The 19,367-nt window shown below is 61.7% G+C and carries 18 protein-coding genes; 7 read left to right on the plus strand and 11 right to left on the minus strand.

Annotation, left to right across the window (positions count from 1 at the left end; all coding sequences use genetic code 11):
- Positions 1 to 520, plus strand: a 520-nt coding sequence (locus AC2FLM_RS07330; protein ID WP_496856897.1) for a hypothetical protein, incomplete at its 5' end; no start/stop codon positions are given.
- Here AC2FLM_RS07330 and AC2FLM_RS07335 read toward each other — a convergent pair.
- Positions 474 to 1,403, minus strand: a complete 930-nt coding sequence (locus AC2FLM_RS07335; RefSeq protein WP_234169381.1) for a LysR substrate-binding domain-containing protein — start codon at positions 1,401 to 1,403, stop codon at positions 474 to 476. The genes AC2FLM_RS07330 and AC2FLM_RS07335 overlap by 47 nt on opposite strands.
- 149 nt (positions 1,404 to 1,552) lie before the next feature.
- Here AC2FLM_RS07335 and ugpB point away from each other — a divergent pair, with 149 nt between their 5' ends.
- From ugpB to AC2FLM_RS07360, 5 genes are all read left to right on the plus strand, one after another.
- A complete protein-coding gene (gene ugpB, locus AC2FLM_RS07340) occupies positions 1,553 to 2,854 on the plus strand; it encodes a sn-glycerol-3-phosphate ABC transporter substrate-binding protein UgpB (protein ID WP_234145224.1) in 1,302 nt (433 codons plus the stop codon).
- A gap of 83 nt (positions 2,855 to 2,937) precedes the next feature.
- Positions 2,938 to 3,819: a sn-glycerol-3-phosphate ABC transporter permease UgpA gene (gene ugpA / locus AC2FLM_RS07345; protein ID WP_234169379.1), complete on the plus strand. Its 882-nt coding sequence runs from the start codon at positions 2,938 to 2,940 to the stop codon at positions 3,817 to 3,819.
- Complete coding sequence (ugpE, locus tag AC2FLM_RS07350) at positions 3,819 to 4,670, plus strand: sn-glycerol-3-phosphate ABC transporter permease UgpE (protein ID WP_234145226.1); 852 nt, start codon at positions 3,819 to 3,821, stop codon at positions 4,668 to 4,670. Before ugpA ends, ugpE begins: the two co-directional genes overlap by 1 nt.
- 10 nt (positions 4,671 to 4,680) lie before the next feature.
- Positions 4,681 to 5,736 carry a sn-glycerol-3-phosphate import ATP-binding protein UgpC gene (locus tag AC2FLM_RS07355; protein ID WP_496856900.1) on the plus strand — a complete coding sequence of 352 codons (1,056 nt, stop codon included), beginning with the start codon at positions 4,681 to 4,683 and terminating at the stop codon, positions 5,734 to 5,736.
- Positions 5,733 to 6,671, plus strand: coding sequence for a glycerophosphodiester phosphodiesterase (locus AC2FLM_RS07360; protein ID WP_496856902.1), 939 nt, complete (start codon positions 5,733 to 5,735; stop codon positions 6,669 to 6,671). Before AC2FLM_RS07355 ends, AC2FLM_RS07360 begins: the two co-directional genes overlap by 4 nt.
- Before the next feature lie 120 nt (positions 6,672 to 6,791).
- Here AC2FLM_RS07360 and amaB read toward each other — a convergent pair whose 3' ends face one another.
- The 7 genes from amaB to AC2FLM_RS07395 form a co-directional block, all read right to left on the minus strand.
- A complete protein-coding gene (gene amaB / locus AC2FLM_RS07365; protein WP_496856904.1) occupies positions 6,792 to 8,306 on the minus strand; it encodes an L-piperidine-6-carboxylate dehydrogenase in 1,515 nt (504 codons plus the stop codon).
- Positions 8,307 to 8,309: 3 nt separating this feature from the next.
- Positions 8,310 to 9,416 (minus strand): saccharopine dehydrogenase family protein, encoded by a 1,107-nt coding sequence (locus AC2FLM_RS07370; RefSeq protein ID WP_496856906.1) that lies wholly within the window; start codon positions 9,414 to 9,416, stop codon positions 8,310 to 8,312.
- A gap of 115 nt (positions 9,417 to 9,531) precedes the next feature.
- Positions 9,532 to 9,960: an Lrp/AsnC family transcriptional regulator gene (locus AC2FLM_RS07375; protein ID WP_496856908.1), complete on the minus strand. Its 429-nt coding sequence runs from the start codon at positions 9,958 to 9,960 to the stop codon at positions 9,532 to 9,534.
- Between the two features lie 52 nt (positions 9,961 to 10,012).
- A complete protein-coding gene (locus AC2FLM_RS07380; RefSeq protein WP_496856910.1) occupies positions 10,013 to 10,996 on the minus strand; it encodes a quinone oxidoreductase family protein in 984 nt (327 codons plus the stop codon).
- 69 nt (positions 10,997 to 11,065) lie between these two features.
- Positions 11,066 to 12,049: an NAD(P)H-quinone oxidoreductase gene (locus tag AC2FLM_RS07385; RefSeq protein ID WP_496856912.1), complete on the minus strand. Its 984-nt coding sequence runs from the start codon at positions 12,047 to 12,049 to the stop codon at positions 11,066 to 11,068.
- Between the two features lie 441 nt (positions 12,050 to 12,490).
- Positions 12,491 to 14,908, minus strand: a complete 2,418-nt coding sequence (gyrB, locus tag AC2FLM_RS07390; RefSeq protein WP_234145232.1) for a DNA topoisomerase (ATP-hydrolyzing) subunit B — start codon at positions 14,906 to 14,908, stop codon at positions 12,491 to 12,493.
- A gap of 84 nt (positions 14,909 to 14,992) precedes the next feature.
- Positions 14,993 to 15,586 carry an NAD(P)H-dependent oxidoreductase gene (locus AC2FLM_RS07395; protein ID WP_496856915.1) on the minus strand — a complete coding sequence of 198 codons (594 nt, stop codon included), beginning with the start codon at positions 15,584 to 15,586 and terminating at the stop codon, positions 14,993 to 14,995.
- 106 nt (positions 15,587 to 15,692) lie between these two features.
- Here AC2FLM_RS07395 and AC2FLM_RS07400 point away from each other — a divergent pair, with 106 nt between their 5' ends.
- A complete protein-coding gene (locus AC2FLM_RS07400) occupies positions 15,693 to 16,280 on the plus strand; it encodes a TetR/AcrR family transcriptional regulator (protein WP_496856917.1) in 588 nt (195 codons plus the stop codon).
- Here the strand turns inward: AC2FLM_RS07400 and AC2FLM_RS07405 are convergent.
- Genes AC2FLM_RS07405 through dnaN form a run of 3 tightly spaced genes read right to left on the minus strand, consistent with a single transcriptional unit; the run spans position 16,273 to position 19,168 of the window.
- Positions 16,273 to 16,893, minus strand: coding sequence for a LysE family translocator (locus AC2FLM_RS07405; protein WP_496856919.1), 621 nt, complete (start codon positions 16,891 to 16,893; stop codon positions 16,273 to 16,275). The two genes, AC2FLM_RS07400 and AC2FLM_RS07405, sit on opposite strands and share 8 nt — an antisense overlap.
- Positions 16,890 to 17,990 (minus strand): DNA replication/repair protein RecF, encoded by a 1,101-nt coding sequence (gene recF, locus AC2FLM_RS07410; RefSeq protein ID WP_496856921.1) that lies wholly within the window; start codon positions 17,988 to 17,990, stop codon positions 16,890 to 16,892. Before recF ends, AC2FLM_RS07405 begins: the two co-directional genes overlap by 4 nt.
- A 59-nt stretch (positions 17,991 to 18,049) precedes the next feature.
- Positions 18,050 to 19,168, minus strand: a complete 1,119-nt coding sequence (dnaN, locus tag AC2FLM_RS07415) for a DNA polymerase III subunit beta (protein ID WP_234145237.1) — start codon at positions 19,166 to 19,168, stop codon at positions 18,050 to 18,052.
- Positions 19,169 to 19,367: the final 199 nt, after the last annotated feature.

Genomic DNA, 19,367 nt, shown 5'->3' on the forward strand with positions numbered 1-19,367 from the left:
ATATACAGACGATCAATCCGTCGAAACGAACCAAACCGCCCACATATCTCTTCAGTCATCCAATAATGTCAAAGAGCACTGCCACCCGAAGGCCAAAAACAAGACCGATGCGCCAATCCCTCAGCGCGCCCGCCCCGCTCATTCCTCGAATGCCGCCGTCTCTCCAGCGTGTCCGGCCGTCTCTCCGACCCGTCCGCAGCACCTCAGCGCCGCCGGTGAAGGGGGTTCTAGGCCCAACCAAAAAGAGTCGCAAGCACAAAAATACAAAAATCTCAAAAAATCTCAAAATAAGGGGAAGCCATTGATTTATCATAATTTTCTAAGAAAGCTCTGGTTCAGCCTCCTGCAAATCATCCGGCGACCCGGTAAAACAGGTGTCTTGCGGTTGTGTCACGGATGTATCCTCCTGCCCACGCCTGTGGCGCCACCATCGCTCATCCAGCGTTCCCTTGCAGTTTCGGCGATGGATCGCCCTATCTGGCCCGGCTGGTCGGGCGTTCCCCTTCTCCATGATCGATAAACGGGGCAAGGCTCGCCGTGAACGTTTCCAGGAAATCCAGAACGAGGGGAGACAGGCTTCCGGTGACCGGCCGCAAGAGCGAGAGGCGATGCGTGATCCGGGGAGCAAAGGGGCGGATCACCAGACCCCGGTCACGATACTGCTCAGCGTCCAGTGCCGAGAGCACCGCCGCTCCCTGACCCTCGGCCACAATGGTGCAGGCCGTAGTGAACTGACGCACCTCGATCCACGAGGTCAACTCTACCTCGCAATCGGTGAAAGCCTGCGCCAGACGCCGATAGAAGGGGCTGTCGCGCCGGGAATGAATGATCTTCTCGCCGCGCAAATCGTGCGGTGTGATCTCGCTGCGTTCCGCAAGCGGGTGGCCCGGCGGCAGGATACAGACGGTGCGGATCGGTATATCCGTGCTCTCGGTGGCTGGATGCCCCGAGAACCCATCCGTGAGCGCACAGTCGTATTGCTGGCCGACGATCCATTCCAGGATGCGTTCCGGCCGGTCGGGTTCCAGCGTAACGGTAACGCCCGGCCTGTCCTTCAGAAACGCGGTCAGGACCTTCGGGAGATGGCTTGTGGCGAAACCCGGCAAACAGGCGATGCGCAGATGGCCTGCGGTGCGGTCCTTGAGATTGTGGCGCAGGTCTTCGAGATGGGCGAGCCCCTCGAAGACACGATTGATCTCGGCCAGCATATAGCGCGATTCGGGAGTCGGGCGCATACTGCCGCCCTCGCGCACGAAGAGCGGGAATTCGACCGAGGCCGAGAAGTCCGCAAGCAACCGGCTCGCGGCGGGTTGCGAGATTCCCAATTGCTGCGCTGCACGTGTGATCGAGCCCGTCTGGGCCACAGCGCGAAACGCCTCCAACTGTCTGAGCTTGAAATTCAAGACTTTCCCCTTTCTTCGCGCATGCAGCAATCAGGTCATGGATCACCCAACCATAACATTATACTATGCGAATGTTCATAAAACTTTTGCTTGAGTTATTTTTTTCCCTGCGCAACCATCCGCCCGTCCATGAACCCCGGGAGGTTGATATGACTTGTAAAATCCTGACACTGAGCGCATCGGCGCTGGTCCTGACGACCGGCATGGCCTTTGCGCAAACCGAAATCCAGTGGTGGCACGCGATGGGTGGCACCAATGGCGAGCGCGTCGACAAGATCGCCGCCGACTTCAATGCCAGCCAGTCCGAGTACAAGGTCGTGCCGACCTACAAGGGCAACTATACCGAAACCATGACCGCTGCCGTGGCCGCCTTCCGCGCCAAGGAACATCCGCATCTGGTGCAGGTTTTCGAGGTCGGCACCGCCACCATGATGGCCGCGAAGGGCGCGATCTATCCTGTCGAGCAGCTGATGTCCGACGCGGGCGAGCCGTTCGACAAGTCCGACTATCTGCCGGCGGTGATCTCGTATTACCAGACCCCCGAGGGCGAGCTTTTGTCGATGCCCTTCAACAGCTCGACCCCGGTCCTGTGGTACAATGCCGACGCGCTCAAGGCCGCCGGCGTCGAGGTGCCGAAAACCTGGGACGACATGAAGACTGCCGCTCAGGCGCTGGTCGACAGCGGCATGGATTGCGGTTTCTCCTTTGGCTGGCAGTCCTGGGTCATGATCGAGAACTACTCGGCATGGCACAACATGGCCATGGGGACCAAGGAAAACGGTTTTGCCGGGTTCGACACCGAGTTCACCTTCAACAATGAAAAGGTCGCCGCGCGCCTTGACGATATCGCAGCGATGAGCAACGGCAACCTGTTCAAATATGGCGGTCGCCGGGGTGACAGCCTGCCGATGTTCACCAATGGTGAATGCGGCATGTGGATGAATTCGTCGGCCTATTACGGCTCGATCAAGGGGCAGGCGCAGTTCGAGTTCGGCCAGACCATGCTGCCGCTGGACACCGCCGTAGCGGATGCGCCGCAGAACTCGATCATCGGCGGCGCGACGCTCTGGGCACTGGCCGGGCACGATGCCGAGGAATACAAGGGTCTGGCCAAGTTCATGACCTATCTGTCCTCGCCCGAGGTGCAGGCCTGGTGGCATCAGGAGACCGGCTATGTACCGATCACCACAGCTGCCTATGAACTGTCCAAGGAGCAGGGCTTCTATGACAGCAACCCCGGAACCGACACCGCGATCCAGCAGCTGAGCCTGAACACTCCTACCGCGAATTCGCGCGGGATCCGGTTCGGCAATTTCGTTCAAGTCCGCGACGTGATCAACGAAGAGCTTGAAGCGCTCTGGGCCGGTGACAAGACGGCAGCCCAGGCACTGGACGCAGCGGTCGAACGCGGCAATGGCCTGCTGCGCAAGTTCGAACGCTCGGCCAACTGACCTGAGCCTGCAAGACCCGGCATCCGGCGGTATCAGTCCGCCGGATGCCCCGCCGTTTCCGGCCCTGAGACGACGAGACCCCGATGCTCAAACGTGTCCATTTTCCCAGCTCGCTGCTACCCTATCTGCTGGTGGCACCGCAAATCCTGATCACGCTGGTCTTTTTCATCTGGCCCGCCAGTCAGGCGGTGTATCAGTCGTTCCTGATCGAGGATGCGTTCGGCCTGTCGACCGAATTCGTCTGGTTCGAGAACTTCGAACTTTTGGTCGACGATGAGCAGTATCTGCAAAGCTTTGGCCGGACGATCCTGTTCTCGGCCGCCGTCGCGGTTCTATCCATGGGCAGCGCCCTGGTGCTGGCCGGTTTCGCCGACCGCGTGGTGCGTGGCGCGACCACCTATCGTACGCTGATGATCTGGCCCTATGCGGTGGCACCGGTGCTGGCCGGGGCGCTTTGGGTGTTCATGTTCAACCCGACACTGGGCATCTTTCCTTTCCTGCTCGATATGGTCGGGATCGACTGGAACCACTATCTGAATGGCACCCAGGCGATGATGCTGGTGATCTTTGCTGCCGCTTGGAAGCAGATTGCCTATAACTTCCTGTTCTATCTCGCCGCCATGCAGTCGATCCCGCGCTCACTGATCGAGGCGGCGGCGATTGACGGCGCCGGGCCGGTGCGCCGCTTTGTCGATCACATCTTCCCGCTGATCTCGCCCACCACCTTCTTCCTGCTGGTGATCAATGCGGTCTACGCCTTCTTTGACACGTTCGGCATCATCCATGCTGTCACCCAGGGTGGACCGGCCAACGCGACCACGATCCTGGTCTACAAGGTATACAATGACGGGTTCGTCGGTCTCGATCTGGGCGGTTCGGCGGCGCAATCCGTGATCCTGATGGTCATGGTGATTGCCATGACCGTGGTCCAGTTCCGCTATATCGAACGCAAGGTGGAATACTGATGGTCGAAAATCGCCCCATTCTGAATGTCATCACCCATCTTGTCCTGATCCTCGGCATCGTGATCGTTGCCCTGCCTATCTGGATCACCTTTGTCGCCGCCACCCATGATGCGGTGCGCATGACACAGGCGCCGATCCCGATGCTGCCGGGCGGGCATTTCTGGGAGAATTTCACCCAGACCCTCTTTGGCTCTGGCCTGAGCGGAACCGAAACTGCCCCGGTCTGGCGAATGCTACTCAACAGCCTGGCGATGGCAATGATGATCGCGCTTGGAAAGATCGCGATCTCGCTGATCTCGGCCTTTGCCATCGTCTACTTCAAGTTTCCCTTCCGCATGTTCTTTTTCTGGCTGATCTTCGTCACCCTGATGCTGCCGGTCGAGGTGCGCATCCTGCCCACATTCGAGGTGGTGGCCGATCTGGGCATGCTGAACAGCTATTGGGGGTTGTCGATCCCGCTGATCGCCTCGGCCACGGCGACGTTCATGTTCCGACAGGTCTTTTTGACCATCCCCGACGAGATGCTGGAAAGCGCCCGGATCGACGGGGCAGGCCCGCTCAGGTTCTTCTGGGATATCCTTGTTCCGCTGTCCCGCACCAATATCGCGGCGCTGTTCGTGATCCTCTTCATCTACGGCTGGAACCAGTATCTGTGGCCACTGCTGATCACCACCGATACCGACATGACCACCATCGTGATGAGCATCAAGCAGATGCTGGAGGCGGCGGAACAGTCGCCACAATGGAACATCATCATGATGACCGCGCTGCTGGCGATGCTGCCACCGGTCTTTGTGGTGATCGCAATGCAAAAGCTCTTTGTTCAGGGCCTGACAGAGACCGACAAATAGGCAGACGACCATGGCATCCATTACTCTCGACAATCTCGTAAAGGCCTATGGCGACACCGAGGTTCTGCATCATGTGGCGGGCCGGATCGAAGATGGCGAGTTCATCGTCATCGTCGGCCCGTCGGGCTGCGGCAAGTCCACGCTCTTGCGCATGGTCGCAGGGCTCGAGACCGTCACCGCCGGGCAGATCAGCATCGGCGATCGCGTGGTCAATCAGCTGGAGCCTGCCGACCGCGATATCGCCATGGTGTTCCAGAACTATGCGCTCTACCCGCATATGTCGGTGCGCGAGAACATGGCATATGGGCTCAAGATCCGGAAGATTTCCAAGGACGAGATTGCCCGCCGCGTCGAAGAGGCCGCCGATATCCTGGAACTGCGCCCCTATCTGGATCGCAAGCCGCGGCAGTTGTCGGGCGGCCAGCGGCAGAGGGTCGCCATGGGCCGCGCCATCGTGCGCAATCCGCAGGTTTTTCTGTTCGACGAGCCGCTGTCGAACCTTGACGCCAAACTGAGGGTGCAGATGCGGCTGGAAATCCGCAAGCTGCAACAGCGTCTTGGGGTGACCTCGATCTATGTCACTCACGATCAGGTCGAGGCGATGACACTGGGCGACCGGTTGATGGTGCTGAATGGCGGTTACGTGGAGCAGTTCGGCACGCCGATCGAGCTTTATGACCGCCCCGCCACGACCTTTGTCGCCGGCTTCATCGGCAGCCCGGCGATGAACTTTCTGCCTGCCACCGCCGCCGAAGGTTCCGTCACCCTGGCCAATGGCGCCCGGATCGCGGGGGCTGGCACGGCGCAGGGGGCGGTCACGCTGGGACTACGGCCCGAACACCTGTTGCCCGACGATGACGGGCCGGTGCGGGTACGTGTGGAGTTGGTTGAACAGCTGGGCGCAAACTCGCTGCTGCACGGCCAACTTGACGGAACCGAGACAGAAATGGTGGTCAGCATGCCTGGTCACATGTCGGCGGCTGCTGGATCGGTGATGAGGTTCACCCCGACGGCTGACAGCCTGCACCTTTTCGATCCCGAAACCGGAAAGCGGATCAAAGCATGAGCACGTTTGCCCAACTTTCTGGGCTTCGCGGCGGTGCAGGCGTCGTGCGCGTCATCGGGCATCGCGGTGCGCGCGGGGTGATGCCGGAGAACACGCTCGAAGGCTTCTCCTTCACGCTCGCCACCGGGGTTCAGGTGCTTGAATTCGACGTGGTGATGACAGCTGACGGCGTGCCGGTCGTGACCCATAACCATCACCTCGCCAATTCGGCGACACGCGATGCGCAAGGCCGGTGGCTTACGGGAGCGGAGCGGAAGGTCGCCGAGATGACCTTTGCCGAGATCCGGTCCCTTGATGTTGGCGGCCTCGACGGTCGGACTGCCTACGGCAAACGCTTCCCCGACCAGGCCTTTCTGAGCGGTATCCGCGTACCCAGACTGGGCGACCTGCTCGACCTATGCGCAAGCCATGGCGATAACGCACCCTATCTGCTTCTGGAACTGAAATCGGATCCTGCGCTGATGCGCGACGACGCCGCGCGGGCCGATCTGGTGGCCGCCGCGGTGACCGATGTCCGACGCTACCGGTTGGAATCACGCACAGTGATGCACAGTTTTGACTGGGCACTACTGGACGAATGCCGCAGGCAGGCGCCGGATCTGCCGACGTCTTACCTCTCACAACTGCCGGAAAACGCGGATGACCCGGGAGAGGATTCGGCCAAATCGGTCGGACCCGACTATCAAGGACTGACCACAACCTTGCCACAGACGGTCGCAGCTGCCGGGGGCCAGCTGTGGTGTCCCTATTATCTGGACGTGACGCCCGAACTGGTGTCTGAGGCCCATGATCTGGGTCTGTCGGTGCTCACCTGGACCGTCAACGAAACCGACGACATCAGGCGGTTGGTCGCGACCGGGGTCGACGGGATCGTGACCGATTACCCGGGTCGAACACAACGGATTCTGATTGATATGGGGCTGACCTGGAACTGACGGAATTCTGCAAGAATTCCGCTTCGGAAAATTCAAGAATTTTCCGGGTCGTTTTCCGATCCGGAAAACGACGAGAGACATGCCGGCCCCACGACAACGCGGAGCCGGATTCGTTTCGGTTCAGATGTCGAACTTCACACCCTGCGCCAGCGGCAGTTCAGCGGAATAGTTCACCGTGTTGGTTTGCCGACGCATATAGGCCTTCCAGGCGTCCGAACCGCTTTCGCGGCCACCACCGGTCTCTTTTTCTCCGCCAAACGCCCCGCCGATCTCCGCTCCTGAGGGGCCGATATTGACATTGGCGATACCGCAATCGGAACCGGCCGCCGACAGGAACTGCTCGGCCTCGCGCATGTTCAACGTGAACACGCAGGACGACAATCCCTGTGGCACATCATTCTGGATCGCAACCGCTTCATCGAAATCGTCATAGCCCATCACATAAAGGATAGGGGCAAAGGTTTCGGTCTTTACCGTGGCGCTCTGCCCGGGCATCTCGACGATGGCGGGCTGCATGTAAACACCGCCCGCTGGCACACCCTCGGTGACGCGAACGCCCCCAAAGACCACGCCGCCCTCTGCCTCGGCCGATTTCAGCGCTGCGGTCATGGCTTTCCCCGATGCCTCGTCCACCAGTGGCCCGATGAGCGTTCCCTCGGCCAGCGGATTGCCAATGGGCAATCCTGCATAGGCCTTCTTCAGGCGCGCGACCAACTCGTCCTTGATCGAGTTATGCGCGATCAACCGGCGCAGCGTGGTACAGCGCTGACCGGCGGTTCCCACCGCCGAGAACACGATGGCGCGAACCGCCATTTCCAGATCGGCCGAGGGGCCGACAATCATCGCATTGTTGCCGCCCAGCTCCAGAATGCACTTGCCGAACCGTGCCGCTACAATGGGCGCCACGGCACGACCCATGCGCGTCGAACCGGTGGCCGAGATGATCGGCACCTCCTCGCTCTCGACCAATGCCTTGCCCAGATCGGCCCCACCGATCAGGGTCTGCAACAGTCCCTCGGGCGCATCGCCGAACCGTGCGACCGCCCTGTCAAAGATCTTCTGACAGGCAAGCGCCGTCAGCGGGGTCTTTTCCGACGGCTTCCAGATCACCGGATCGCCGCAGACAATCGCCAGCGCCGCGTTCCAGGACCAGACGGCAACGGGAAAGTTGAAGGCCGAGATCACGCCGACCGGTCCGGCCGGGTGCCAGGTTTCCATCATCCGGTGACCGGGGCGTTCGGATGCGATGGTCAGGCCATAAAGCTGCCGCGACAAGCCGACAGCGAAATCGCAGATATCGATCATCTCCTGCACTTCGCCCAGCCCTTCGGAGGTAATCTTGCCCGCCTCCCAACTGACCAGCGCGCCCAGCGCCTCTTTCGAGGCGCGCAGTTCTTCGCCCAGCAGGCGGATCAACTCACCCCGGCGCGGCGCCGGCACACTGCGCCAGCTCGTGAAGGCCGATTTGGCCCGGTCCAGCACCGCACCCATTTCGGACAACGGCGTTTCATGTACTTCGCCCAGCACGCGCCCATCTATCGGAGAGGCGACGCGGATGCTGCCCCCGGTCAGGTCGGCGGCACCAACGCCCAGTTGCTGCAATACGGTTTCAGCGGTCATGACGATATCTTTCATGTTTCAAGCAGCCTTGTTCTGTGCAGTCAGATCGCCCGCCCGATACAGGCGGCCGAATTCGGTTTCGAGGAAATCGGCGAACTTGACCTGTTCCTGCCGGACAAACCCTTTGGCGGGCAGCGTTCCGGTCCGCATCAGGTCGACCACGCCCAGCACACCGGCGGCGGTGGTGATCTGGATCGCGCTCCAGACCTGGCCGTCGATGACGCGGGAATAGGACTTGTTGATCAGGCTCTTTTCACGCAGCTGGCCGCCGATCCGCCCCTTGGCGGTGCAATAGACCAGCACCACATCCTGATCGGTGCGCGGCAACGCCGTTTCGAAAATGTCCTTGAGCAGGTCGCGGCGGCGCTCCAGCCCCAGATCGTTCAGAAGCAGGCGCAGGATATCGCGGTGCCCCGGATAGCGGATCGAGCGGTACGAGACCGCGCGCGCCTTGCCGTCCAGCGTTTCGGGCAGCGTGCCCAGCCCGCCCGAGGTGTTGAAGCATTCGTACTCCACCCCGTCATGGCCGAGGATCTCGTAATCCTCCAGCGGCGCGGTCTTGACCAGCTGGCCATTCACGATGGCATCGCAAGGGTTGCAGTATTCGTTGATCAGCCCGTCGGTGGACCAGGTCAGGTTGTATTTCAGCGCATTGGTCGGGTAGAGCGGCAGTGCCCCCACCCGCATGTGCAGGCTGTCGATCTCGTCGAACTCAGCCGCCAGTGCCGCCCCGGCGATGCCGACAAAGCCCGGTGCCAAACCGCATTGCGGCATGAACGCGGTCTGGCTGTCCTCGGCCAGGGCGCGCACCGCATTTGTTGCGGCCACATCCTCGGTCAGGTCGAAGTAATGGGCGCCAGCGGCCTTGGCCGCCTTGGCGATGACCGGCGTCAGAAAGAAGGGCGCGGCAGAGATTACCGCATCGAACCCGCCCAGCGCCTTGGCCAGCCCGGCCTCATCCTTGGCATCCACCTGTTTGGTTGCAACCCCCATCCGGTTCAGCACCGCCAGCGCGGCCAGATCATGATCTGCCACGGTGACCGAATAATGGGATGAAGTCTTGAGCAAAGCGGCGATCATCTGGCCGATCTTTCCGGCCCCGACGACACAAATATTCCAGCGCATGGCACGTCTCCTTGATACTTCTATCAGGATGGCGTGGCGGCTGTTCGATCTGTAGGGAGCAGAGTGTCGAAACGACTCGGATATCCGTTGTTATGACGGGTTTCTTGACATTATGTCAGGTTCGATCAATCCGCCGCCCAAAGACCACAAATGTATTTGTACGCAAGATGCCGGGAATGGCCCCAACTTCGTCGACCAGAATGTCCAGATCCTCGATCCGGGGCGCCTCGGCCGAGAGCAGCAGATCGTATTCGCCATTGATCGACAGGCACAGCTTGATCTCGGGATAGGATTCGAGCCGCTTGACGATGCGCGTGGTCTCTTTCTGCTGCACTTCCAGCAGCACGACGACCTGAACCTTGCTTTCATCCTGGGGTTCGCGCAGCACCACGGAATAGCCCGCGATCACGCCGCGCGCCTCCATCCGGGTGATGCGTTCGTGCACGGTGGTGCGGGCCACGCCCAGGCGCGTGGCGATCTTGGTGGTCGATTCGCGCGCATTGTGTTGCAGCGCCGCGACGATCTGACGGTCAAGCTGGTCCATGCCACTTCCTTGCCCCGCCGGATGGGGCGGCGCAAGGATTATCACGTGTGGCTTACAGTTCCAGAATGGTGCTGCCGGTGGTCTGGCGCGCTTCAAGTGCGCGATGGGCATCGGCCACCCGATCCAGCGGGAAACGCTGGTCGATCCGGATCTTGACCTCGCCGCCCGTCACCTTGCCAAACAGACGTCGCGCCATCGCCTGACAGGCGGCATGGTCGGCAATATGGGTAAAGAGCGTCGGGCGGGTGATCTTCAGACTGCCCTTTTGACCAAGGATACCAATGCTGATTGGCGGCACCGGCCCCGAGGCATTGCCAAAGGAAATCATCATGCCCAGTGGCTTGAGGCAGTCCAGCGACCCTTCGAACGTGTCCGCGCCGATCGAATCCATTACCACGTCGGCACCCTTGCCACCGGTCAGCTCTCGTACCCGATCGGTGAAATTCTCGGTCCGGTAATTGATGACATGGGTCGCCCCATGCGCCTTGGCCAGCGCGCATTTCTCGTCGCTGCCCGCCGTGCCGATCAGGGTGATGCCTTCGGATTTGGCCCATTGGCAGGCGATCAGGCCAACGCCGCCCGCCGCAGCATGGAACAGCACGGTATCGCCCCGCGACAAAGGCATGGTGCGATGGAAGAGGTAGTCGACCGTCAACCCCTTGAGCATCATCGCGGCCGCCTGATCGAAGGAGATCTCGTCAGGCAGCGGGCAAACCTGCGCCGCCGGCATCACCCGCGCCTCGGTATAGGCCCCCGGAGGGGTGGCGGCATAAGCGGCCCGGTCGCCCGGTTTCAGATGAGTGACCCCCTCGCCCACCGCCTCGACGACACCGGCCGCCTCCATCCCCAGCGCATGGGGAAGCGCCAAGGGATATAGCCCCGTGCGCTGATAGACGTCGATAAAGTTCAGCCCGCAGGCATGATGCCGGATACGCAATTCTCCTGGCCCCGGATCCCCCACGGGCAGGTCACGCAATTGCAGAACCTCGGGGCCGCCAAAGGCCTCGATCACCACGGTTTTTGCCGTCTCGCTCATCTGGGTCCTCCCTCGTTCGGAATAACCCTAGCAGGCGCGCCCGCCGGGACAAGCCGGACGGGCGGGATTTCAGGCGACCTTGAGAACGATCTTGCCGATATGACCCGAACTTTCCATCCGCGCATGGGCGGCGGCGGCCTCGCTCAGGTCGAACTCGCTATCCATGACCGGTGCAACCCGCCCCGCGTCAAGCAGCGGCCAGACCGCTTCGCGCAGGTCGCGGGCGATATCCGCCTTGGCCAGATCGCTTTGCGGGCGCAATGTGCTGCCGGTCAGGGTCAGCCGCTTGACCATCATCAGGGCAAAGTTCAACTCGACCACAGGCCCCTGAAGGAAAGCGATCTGCACCAACCGTCCATCCTCGGCCAACGCTTTGACATTGCGAGGAATATAATCGCCGCCCACCATGTCGAGGATCAGATCGGCGCCACCCTCGGCCCGCATCACCTTGACGAAATCCTCGTCGCGATAATTGATTGCCCGCTCGGCACCCAGGTCCAGGCAGGCGCGGCATTTGTCATCCGATCCGGCCGTGGCAAAGACCCGCGCGCCAAAGGCATGTGCCAGCTGAATCGCGGTCGTGCCGATCCCGCTGGACCCGCCATGCACCAGAAACCGCTCGCCCGCCTTGAGCCCACCACGGGTAAAGACATTGGACCAGACGGTGAAGAAGGTCTCGGGCAGGCACGCGGCCTCGCGCATGCTCATGCCTTGCGGTACCGGCAGGCAATGGGCGGCGGGCGTCACCACATAATCGGCATAGCCACCACCGGGCAGCAGCGCGCAGACCTTGTCGCCCACGGCAACATCTTCTGCACCCGGCCCCACCGCGACCACTTCGCCCGAGCATTCCAGCCCTGGCAGGTCACTGGCGCCGGGTGGTGGATCATAGGCCCCCGCCCGCTGCAACGCGTCGGGCCGGTTCACGCCGGCATAGGCGACCCTTATCACCACCTGGCCGTGGCCTGGCTGCGGCATAGGGCGCTGGGCCAGTTGCAAGACCTCGGGCCCGCCGGGTCGGGTGATTTCAACCGCACGCATCATTTCTGTCATGGACTGCATTCCTCCTGATCCTTGCCAATTGCCTAGCATCCGGACGGAAGCAGGCAAACAGCAAAGGCGCCGCAGCACGATCGTTGCAACGGCGCGCCCCGATCCTGGTCGAGTCATGCTCGGGCATCACTCGGATGTCGGGAACCGGTTGACATTCATTCAGGGCCTTTTGGGGCCGGCTGGTATTGTACCACTTGCTTATGTGAAGCGTGGCGAGCCTGAGTAGATGCAGATCTGTTCGATGCCATTTCTGCATTGCCACCGCTGCCCGTTCCGGCTCGTTGTCTGATCGGGTGTACGCCTCACGATCCATATTTCCGGCGAACCGGACAGAGCGCAACGTGACTTCGGCCGGCGCCGACCTTGGTTCGGACGCACCGGCGTCAATCCCGTTTTTGCACCCAGGTACTGGCCCGACCTTATGGGTGTAAGGACACTGGCTCAGAAATCCAGGTTCTCTACACTCAACGCATTCTGCTGAATGAACTCGCGGCGCGGTTCGACGGAATCGCCCATCAGCTTGGTAAAGATGTCGTCGGCCTCGACCATGTCATTGACCCGCACCTGCAACAGGGTGCGCGCATCGGGATCCAGCGTGGTTTCCCACAGCTGTTCCGGGTTCATCTCGCCCAGACCCTTGTAGCGTTGCAGCGTCAGGCCCTTTTCGCCCTCGTCCAGGATCGCCTTGAGCAGAGTCAGCGGGCCGTGAATCGCCTGGGTCCGGTCGCGGCGCACCAGCATCGCGGGCTGGGTATAGATCTCCTGCAAGCTGCGGGTAAAGCTGCCGGTCTTGCGCGCCTCGCCCGAGCGCAGCATCGGGCCGTCCAGCGTCCGCACCTCTTCGACGCCGCGCAGGATGCGGGCCAGCCGGATACCGTGATCCTGAGTGATCCGGCCCAGCCAACCGCGCTCATACTCCAGCGCGATCAGATCGAGTCGCGCGGCAACCTTGTCGGCCACCCCTTGCAGGTCGGCATCGACAGCACCGGCGACAAAGGCACCGGCCACGGCGGCCTGTTCCAGGATGTGGCGGGGATAATGGGTCGGGAAGGCATCGAGCACGCGTTTCAACTGACGCGCCTCATCCACCACGCGGGCCAGATCCTGGCCGACGATCTCTTCGCCATTGCCCAGCTTCAGCACCGCGCCCTCGACGCCCTGCTGGATCAGATAGTCGTCCAGCGCCGCCTGATCCTTGAGATAGACCTCGGACTTGCCGCGCGCGACCTTATACAGCGGCGGCTGCGCGATATAGAGATACCCGCCCTCGATCAGTTCCGGCATCTGCCGGTAGAAGAAGGTGAGCAGCAGGGTGCGGATATGCGCGCCGTCGACATCGGCGTCGGTCATGATGACGATCTTGTGGTAGCGCAGCTTGTCGATGTTGAATTCATCCCGCCCGATACCGGTGCCCAGCGCCATCACCAGGTTGCCGATCTCCTGGCTGCTGAGCATCCGGTCGAACCGCGCCCTCTCCACGTTCAGGATCTTGCCGCGCAGAGGCAGCACCGCCTGCGTACGACGGTCGCGCCCGGTCTGGGCCGAGCCGCCGGCGCTGTCACCCTCGACCAGGAACACTTCGGTCTTGGACGGGTCCTTTTCCGAACAATCCTTGAGCTTGCCAGCGAGGTAGTTCACATCCATCGCCGTCTTGCGCCGGGTCAGTTCGCGCGCCTTGCGGGCGGCCTCGCGGGCCAGCGCGGCCTCGATGATCTTGCCGACGATCTGCTTGGCCTCGTTCGGGTTCTCCTCGAACCACTCAGCCAGTTTCTCGTTCACCAGGTTCTCGACCGCCGGGCGCACCTCGGAGGAAACCAGCTTGTCCTTGGTCTGGGACGAGAATTTCGGATCGGGCACCTTGACCGACAGCACACAGGTCAGCCCCTCGCGCGCATCATCACCGGTAAAGTTGATCTTTTCCTTTTTCGCGATGCCGCTTGATTGGGCATAGTTGTTGATGGTGCGCGTCAGCGCGCCACGAAAACCTGCGACATGGGTGCCGCCATCGCGCTGCGGGATGTTGTTGGTAAAGGGCAGCACCGTCTCGTGATAGCTGTCGTTCCACCACATCGCGATCTCGACGCCGATATCGTCGCGCTCGCCCTTGAAATAGATCGGCACCGGCATGACCGGCGTTTTCGAGCGGTCCAGATATTTGACGAACTCGCGCACGCCGCCTTCGTAGAACAGCTCGGTTTCCAGCCGCTCGGCCGGGCGCTCGTCGATCAGGATGATGCGCACACCCGAGTTCAGGAAGGCGAGTTCGCGCAGGCGCTTTTCCAGCGTCTCGAACACATAGTCGAGGTTCGAGAATGTTGTGGTCGAGGCAAGGAAGCGAACCTCGGTCCCTGTGCGGTCGCCGCACTCTCCGACCACCCGCAGATGTTCGACCGTATCGCCCCGCTCGAACCGGGCGACATGCTCCTTGCCGTGGCGCCAGATACGCAATTCCAGCCAGTCGCTGAGCGCGTTCACCACCGAGACACCCACGCCGTGCAGACCGCCCGACACCTTGTAGGAGTTGCTGTCGAACTTGCCACCCGCATGCAGCTGGGTCATGATCACCTCGGCGGCCGAAACCCCCTCTTCGGCGTGTATATCCACCGGAATCCCACGACCGTTATCGGCGACGGAAACGCTGCTGTCGGCGTGAATTCTCACCGTTACATGGTCGGCATGGCCCGCCAGCGCCTCGTCGATACCGTTATCGACGACCTCATAAACCATGTGATGCAGGCCCGAGCCGTCATCGGTATCGCCGATATACATCCCGGGCCGCTTACGCACGGCCTCCAAGCCCTTGAGAACTTTGATGGAATCGGCACCGTACTCATTTCCGGGTTGCTCGATTTCGGACATTCGCGCATTCCTTCGTATTTTTGTGATTTTATACGAAACCTGCAGGGGAATGTCACGGCCCGGGCCTGATTTTCAGCAATTGTTTCAGGCTGCTTTCGCACCCATCTGCGCCGCCTTTCGCAACCATTTTCCAACCCGGTCTCCACCGGCGCCCGTCGCGGGTGCGAAGGTGGAGAAACGAGCGGGTTTGATCCCGACAAAACCCAGGATTTGGCGAGCCAACACCTTCTTGATCGCGTTGGAATAGAACAGGCCCAACAGCATCGCAGGCGTGTCCGACGTCATCAGCACCCGCGCCGTGCGCCCTGTCAACAGCGGCGCCGGGACACCCATGAAATTGGTATTGCGCGTGTCAAAGGCCCGGCCCGGCAAGAGCGCGCGGTCGAACAGCCCCTTCAGCTTGGCCGGGATCGCCCCCCACCAGAGCGGCGTCGCCAGCACCACGTGCTCCGCCCATTCCAGATCGTTCAGAAACTCCTCCAGTTCGGGTTCCAACGGCTTGGTGTTTTCATATCCACCCTCACCGTAATCCATATCGAAGCGCATCTGGGATAAGTCATGATAGCGTACTTGGTGCCCACCGTCGCGTGCCGCCCCCGCATAGGCCTCGCACAGTGATTTCGACAGCGACGTTTGGCCCGGATGGCCGTTGAGAACGATGATTTTCCGAGTAGACATTTGCGCAGACCCTCTGCAAAAGTGACCTTGGTCAATTTAAATACGTCAAAGTTGACCGTGGTCAATATTAATTATTGACCACGGTCAACTTTTTGAAAGGATGCCCATGACCCGCCCGCCGCAGAAACGCCGCCTGGAAACCCGCGCCCGCCTGTTAGCAGAGGCCGCGCGCCTGATCCAAGCGCAGGGATATGCAGGGCTGCGGGTCGAGGACGTGGTCGAGGCCGCTGGCGTCGCCAAGGGCACGCTGTTTTCCCATTTCACCGACAAGGATGGATTGTTGGCCGTCCTGATCGGCGCCGAGGTGATGCGCCTGATCGACGACATGGAGGCCGCCACCCGCCCCCAGGACCTGCCCCAGTTGATGGAGCGATTGTCCCCCCTGCTGGATTTCGTGGCCAGTGACCGGGTGATCTTTGACTTGCTGCTGCGCTATTCCGGCTCCACCGGCGCCGAACGGGACGAGGTGGTGACAGAGGGATTTTATCGTCAAATCGACCTCTGGTCGGGTTGGATCGCCAGTATGCAGGCGACGGGCGCAATTCGCGATGACCATCCCCCCGCTCTGCTGGCCGAAGGCATTCAGGCCTTTCTCAACCAGGTCATCGCGATCCGTTTCTGTCAGGGGGATCAGGCCACCGGAACGCCCGCCGAGGCCTTGCATCCCTTTCTGGCCGCCTGGCTGATCACGTAAAGGGCAGGATCAACCCCACCACGATCAGCATGGCTCCTGCCGTCAGGTTCATCCGTCTCAATGCGCGGGGCGAGTTCAGCACTCGCCGCACCCGATCGACAAAGGCCGCCAGCATCAGGTTTCCCACCAGTGGTACCACCTGAGACACCGCCACGATGGCGACAAGGTCGGTGGTGGTGATATCGGACAGATCAAAGAAGCCCGGCAAAATCCCCATATAGAACAACACCGCCTTGGGGTTCCCCAGGATCACCACCAGCCCCGCCAGAAACCCGGCCCAGATACCAGGCCGGGTCAACCGGTTGTCACTGGCGATGGTCCGATCTGCGTTGCGAATCGTGACGATCCCCAAGGTGACAAAGACCAGCACCGCAACCACCTTCAGCACCAGCGCGATCTGGGTCGAGGCAGCCGTGATCCAGCCGATACCCAGAACCGCCAGAACAGGCCACAGGCTGTCACCCACCACGACACCTAGCGTCAGAGGCCACGCCGCCTGAAATCCGCCCGACAGGGTACGCGCCGTCAATGCCAGCCAGACCGGGCCAGGCGTCAGGAACAGCACGAAAACCGCCCCCGCATAAAGTGCCAGGTCGATCGCCGAAAGCGTCATGTTTCTACCATCTCCGATTCACCGTTATGCTCGACCAGCGCTATGGTCTGCGCTCGCGTGCCGAGTTCGGCAAACAGTTCAGGCCCGGTACCGGTCATCCAGGCCTGCGCGCCCAGGGCACAAATCTCGTCATAAAGCACCGCGCGGCGACTGGCATCCAGATGGGCCGCGATCTCGTCCAACAACAGCACGGGCGGCGCCCCCACCTGTTGGGCCAGGGCGCGCGCATTGGCCAGGATCAGCGAGACCAACAGTGCTTTCTGCTCGCCGGTCGAACAATCACTCGCGGGCACCCCCTTGGCGGCATAGACACCGTACAGGTCGCTGCGATGCGGTCCAACCAATGTGCGCCCTGCCGCCAGATCGCGAAACCGGCTTTCGGCCAATGCCTCGCGCAGATCACCCTCGCTTTCCGGCAAGGCTCCTTCGGTCTGGGTCAGTTCCAGATCGGCTACCGGAAAGGCGGTTTCGGCCTGGGTCTGTGCCGCAGCCAACGCGGTTAGGGCGCTCTGGCGCGCAGCGTGAATTCGGTGTCCAGCCGCTGCCATCTGCGTTTCCAGCGCTAGATACCAATGCGCATCGCGTACCTGTTCGCGCAGCAGACGGTTGCGCTCGCGCATGGCCTTTTCATAGGTCAGTACAGCCTCGGCATGATCGGGCTCGAAACTCATGGTCATCCGGTCCAGGAATCGCCGCCGCCCCTCTGGCCCCTCGATCCACAAACGGTCCATCGAGGGCACCAGCCAGACCATCCGCACCAACCGGCCCAGCGCCACCTGGCTGGCAGCCTTGTCGTCGATCCGCACCTGACGCGCAGCGCCGCCCTCGGACCAGGTTTCAACTTCGTGCCGCTCGCCCCCAACGACGATCTCGGCGCTCAGCTTCCAACCCAGCGCTTCGGGGCGCCGGGTCATCTCGGCGGCGCTGGCCCGGCGCATGCCGCGCCCGGGCGAGAACATCGACACCGCCTCCAGGATATTGGTCTTGCCCGCGCCGTTGGGTCCATGTATTGCCACGGGCCGCGCGTCCAGCTTCAGCCGCAGCAACCGATGCGACCGGAAATGCGAGATCGTGATTGCGGTCAGGGCCAGTGCCATGACCCCTCCCTTCTTCTGTTCGAAAATACCTCCGCCGGAGGCATCGCGCGTCAGCGCGATCAGACGCGCATCGGCATGACCACGTAGACCGCGCTCTGATCATTGCCTTCGCGCATCAGGGTCGGATCCCCCGAAGAGTTGAACAGGAACACCGCGTTTTCGCGATCCACCTGGCTGGCAATTTCCAGCAGGTATTTCGCGTTGAACCCGATCTCCAGCCGCTCGTCGCCATAGGCGACGGCCAATTCCTCTTCAGCCGCACCGCTGTCGGGTGCGTTGACCGACAGGACCAGCTTGTCCTCTTCGAGTTGCAGCTTGACCGCGCGCGAACGCTCCGAGCTGACGGTGGCGACCCGGTCCACTGCCTTGGCGAATTCCGAGGCATCCACTTCGAGCCGCCTTGTATTCGCCTGCGGGATCACGCGAGTATAGTCGGGGAAGGTGCCGTCGATCACCTTGGAGGTCAGCGTGATGTCGGGTGTGGCAAAGCGGACCTTGGTCTCGCTTACCGATACGGCGATGTCCATCTCGTCATCGTCCAGCAACTTGCGCAGTTCGCCCACGGTCTTGCGAGGCACGATGACGCCGGGCATGTCCGTCGCACCTGCCGGCAGGTCCGCGTCGATCCGGGCCAGCCGATGACCATCGGTGGCTACGCAGCGCAGCACCTTGCCGCCATCGCCATCGGCCACATGCATGTAGACACCGTTCAGGTAATACCGGGTCTCTTCCGTCGAGATGGCGAATTTGGACTTGTCGAACAGACGCCGCAGAACCGCAGCGTTGGCGGTGAAATTCGACTGGTACTCCGACGACGCCATCACCGGGAAATCCTCGCGCGGCAGAGTGGCCAGCGAGAAGTTCGAGCGACCGGCATCGACGGTCAACCGGCCAGCCGCCGCATCTGCGGTAAGGGTGACCAGCGCTCCGTCCGGCAGCTTGCGCACGATCTCGTGCAGCGTTGTGGCCGATACGGTGGTGGCGCCAGGCCGTTCAATCATCGCGGGCGCCTTGTCGACCACTTCGATATCCAGGTCGGTGGCGCGGAACTGGACCCCTTCGCCTTCGGCCTCGATCAGCACATTGGCGAGGATCGGGATCGTGTTCCGGCGCTCGACAACCGATTGCGCTTGCGCAACGGCCTTGAGCAGGGCGCCGCGTTCGATGCTGATCTTCATGTCCCTTCATCCTCCGAATGGGCCGGGAAGGGCAAACTAGCGGGTTCCCCCTTCGACACAAGGCTTTTTTGGTTTTCTCGGGCCTAACGCCAACAGCGTCAAGAGGGCGCCCCCAGATGGGGCGCGATTATGGCATGGTTGCAATTCGGGAAAAGTGCTCGCGTAGCAGAAGCCCAATGGGCTTGCTGCGCGCATAGCG

Source organism: Ruegeria sp. SAZD011 (assembly GCF_059612545.1).

Excerpts from the sequence above, each read along its gene's own strand:
- ugpB (WP_234145224.1), top strand. The coding sequence starts at position 1,553 with ATGACTTGTAAAATCCTGACACTGAGCGCATCGGCGCTGGTCCTGACG.
- ugpA (WP_234169379.1), top strand. The coding sequence starts at position 2,938 with ATGCTCAAACGTGTCCATTTTCCCAGCTCGCTGCTACCCTATCTGCTG.
- ugpE (WP_234145226.1), top strand. The coding sequence starts at position 3,819 with ATGGTCGAAAATCGCCCCATTCTGAATGTCATCACCCATCTTGTCCTG.
- AC2FLM_RS07355 (WP_496856900.1), top strand. The coding sequence starts at position 4,681 with ATGGCATCCATTACTCTCGACAATCTCGTAAAGGCCTATGGCGACACC.
- AC2FLM_RS07360 (WP_496856902.1), top strand. The coding sequence starts at position 5,733 with ATGAGCACGTTTGCCCAACTTTCTGGGCTTCGCGGCGGTGCAGGCGTC.
- amaB (WP_496856904.1), bottom strand. The coding sequence starts at position 8,306 with ATGAAAGATATCGTCATGACCGCTGAAACCGTATTGCAGCAACTGGGC.
- AC2FLM_RS07370 (WP_496856906.1), bottom strand. The coding sequence starts at position 9,416 with ATGCGCTGGAATATTTGTGTCGTCGGGGCCGGAAAGATCGGCCAGATG.
- AC2FLM_RS07375 (WP_496856908.1), bottom strand. The coding sequence starts at position 9,960 with ATGGACCAGCTTGACCGTCAGATCGTCGCGGCGCTGCAACACAATGCG.
- AC2FLM_RS07380 (WP_496856910.1), bottom strand. The coding sequence starts at position 10,996 with ATGAGCGAGACGGCAAAAACCGTGGTGATCGAGGCCTTTGGCGGCCCC.
- AC2FLM_RS07385 (WP_496856912.1), bottom strand. The coding sequence starts at position 12,049 with ATGACAGAAATGATGCGTGCGGTTGAAATCACCCGACCCGGCGGGCCC.
- gyrB (WP_234145232.1), bottom strand. The coding sequence starts at position 14,908 with ATGTCCGAAATCGAGCAACCCGGAAATGAGTACGGTGCCGATTCCATC.
- AC2FLM_RS07395 (WP_496856915.1), bottom strand. The coding sequence starts at position 15,586 with ATGTCTACTCGGAAAATCATCGTTCTCAACGGCCATCCGGGCCAAACG.
- AC2FLM_RS07400 (WP_496856917.1), top strand. The coding sequence starts at position 15,693 with ATGACCCGCCCGCCGCAGAAACGCCGCCTGGAAACCCGCGCCCGCCTG.
- AC2FLM_RS07405 (WP_496856919.1), bottom strand. The coding sequence starts at position 16,893 with ATGACGCTTTCGGCGATCGACCTGGCACTTTATGCGGGGGCGGTTTTC.
- recF (WP_496856921.1), bottom strand. The coding sequence starts at position 17,990 with ATGGCACTGGCCCTGACCGCAATCACGATCTCGCATTTCCGGTCGCAT.
- dnaN (WP_234145237.1), bottom strand. The coding sequence starts at position 19,168 with ATGAAGATCAGCATCGAACGCGGCGCCCTGCTCAAGGCCGTTGCGCAA.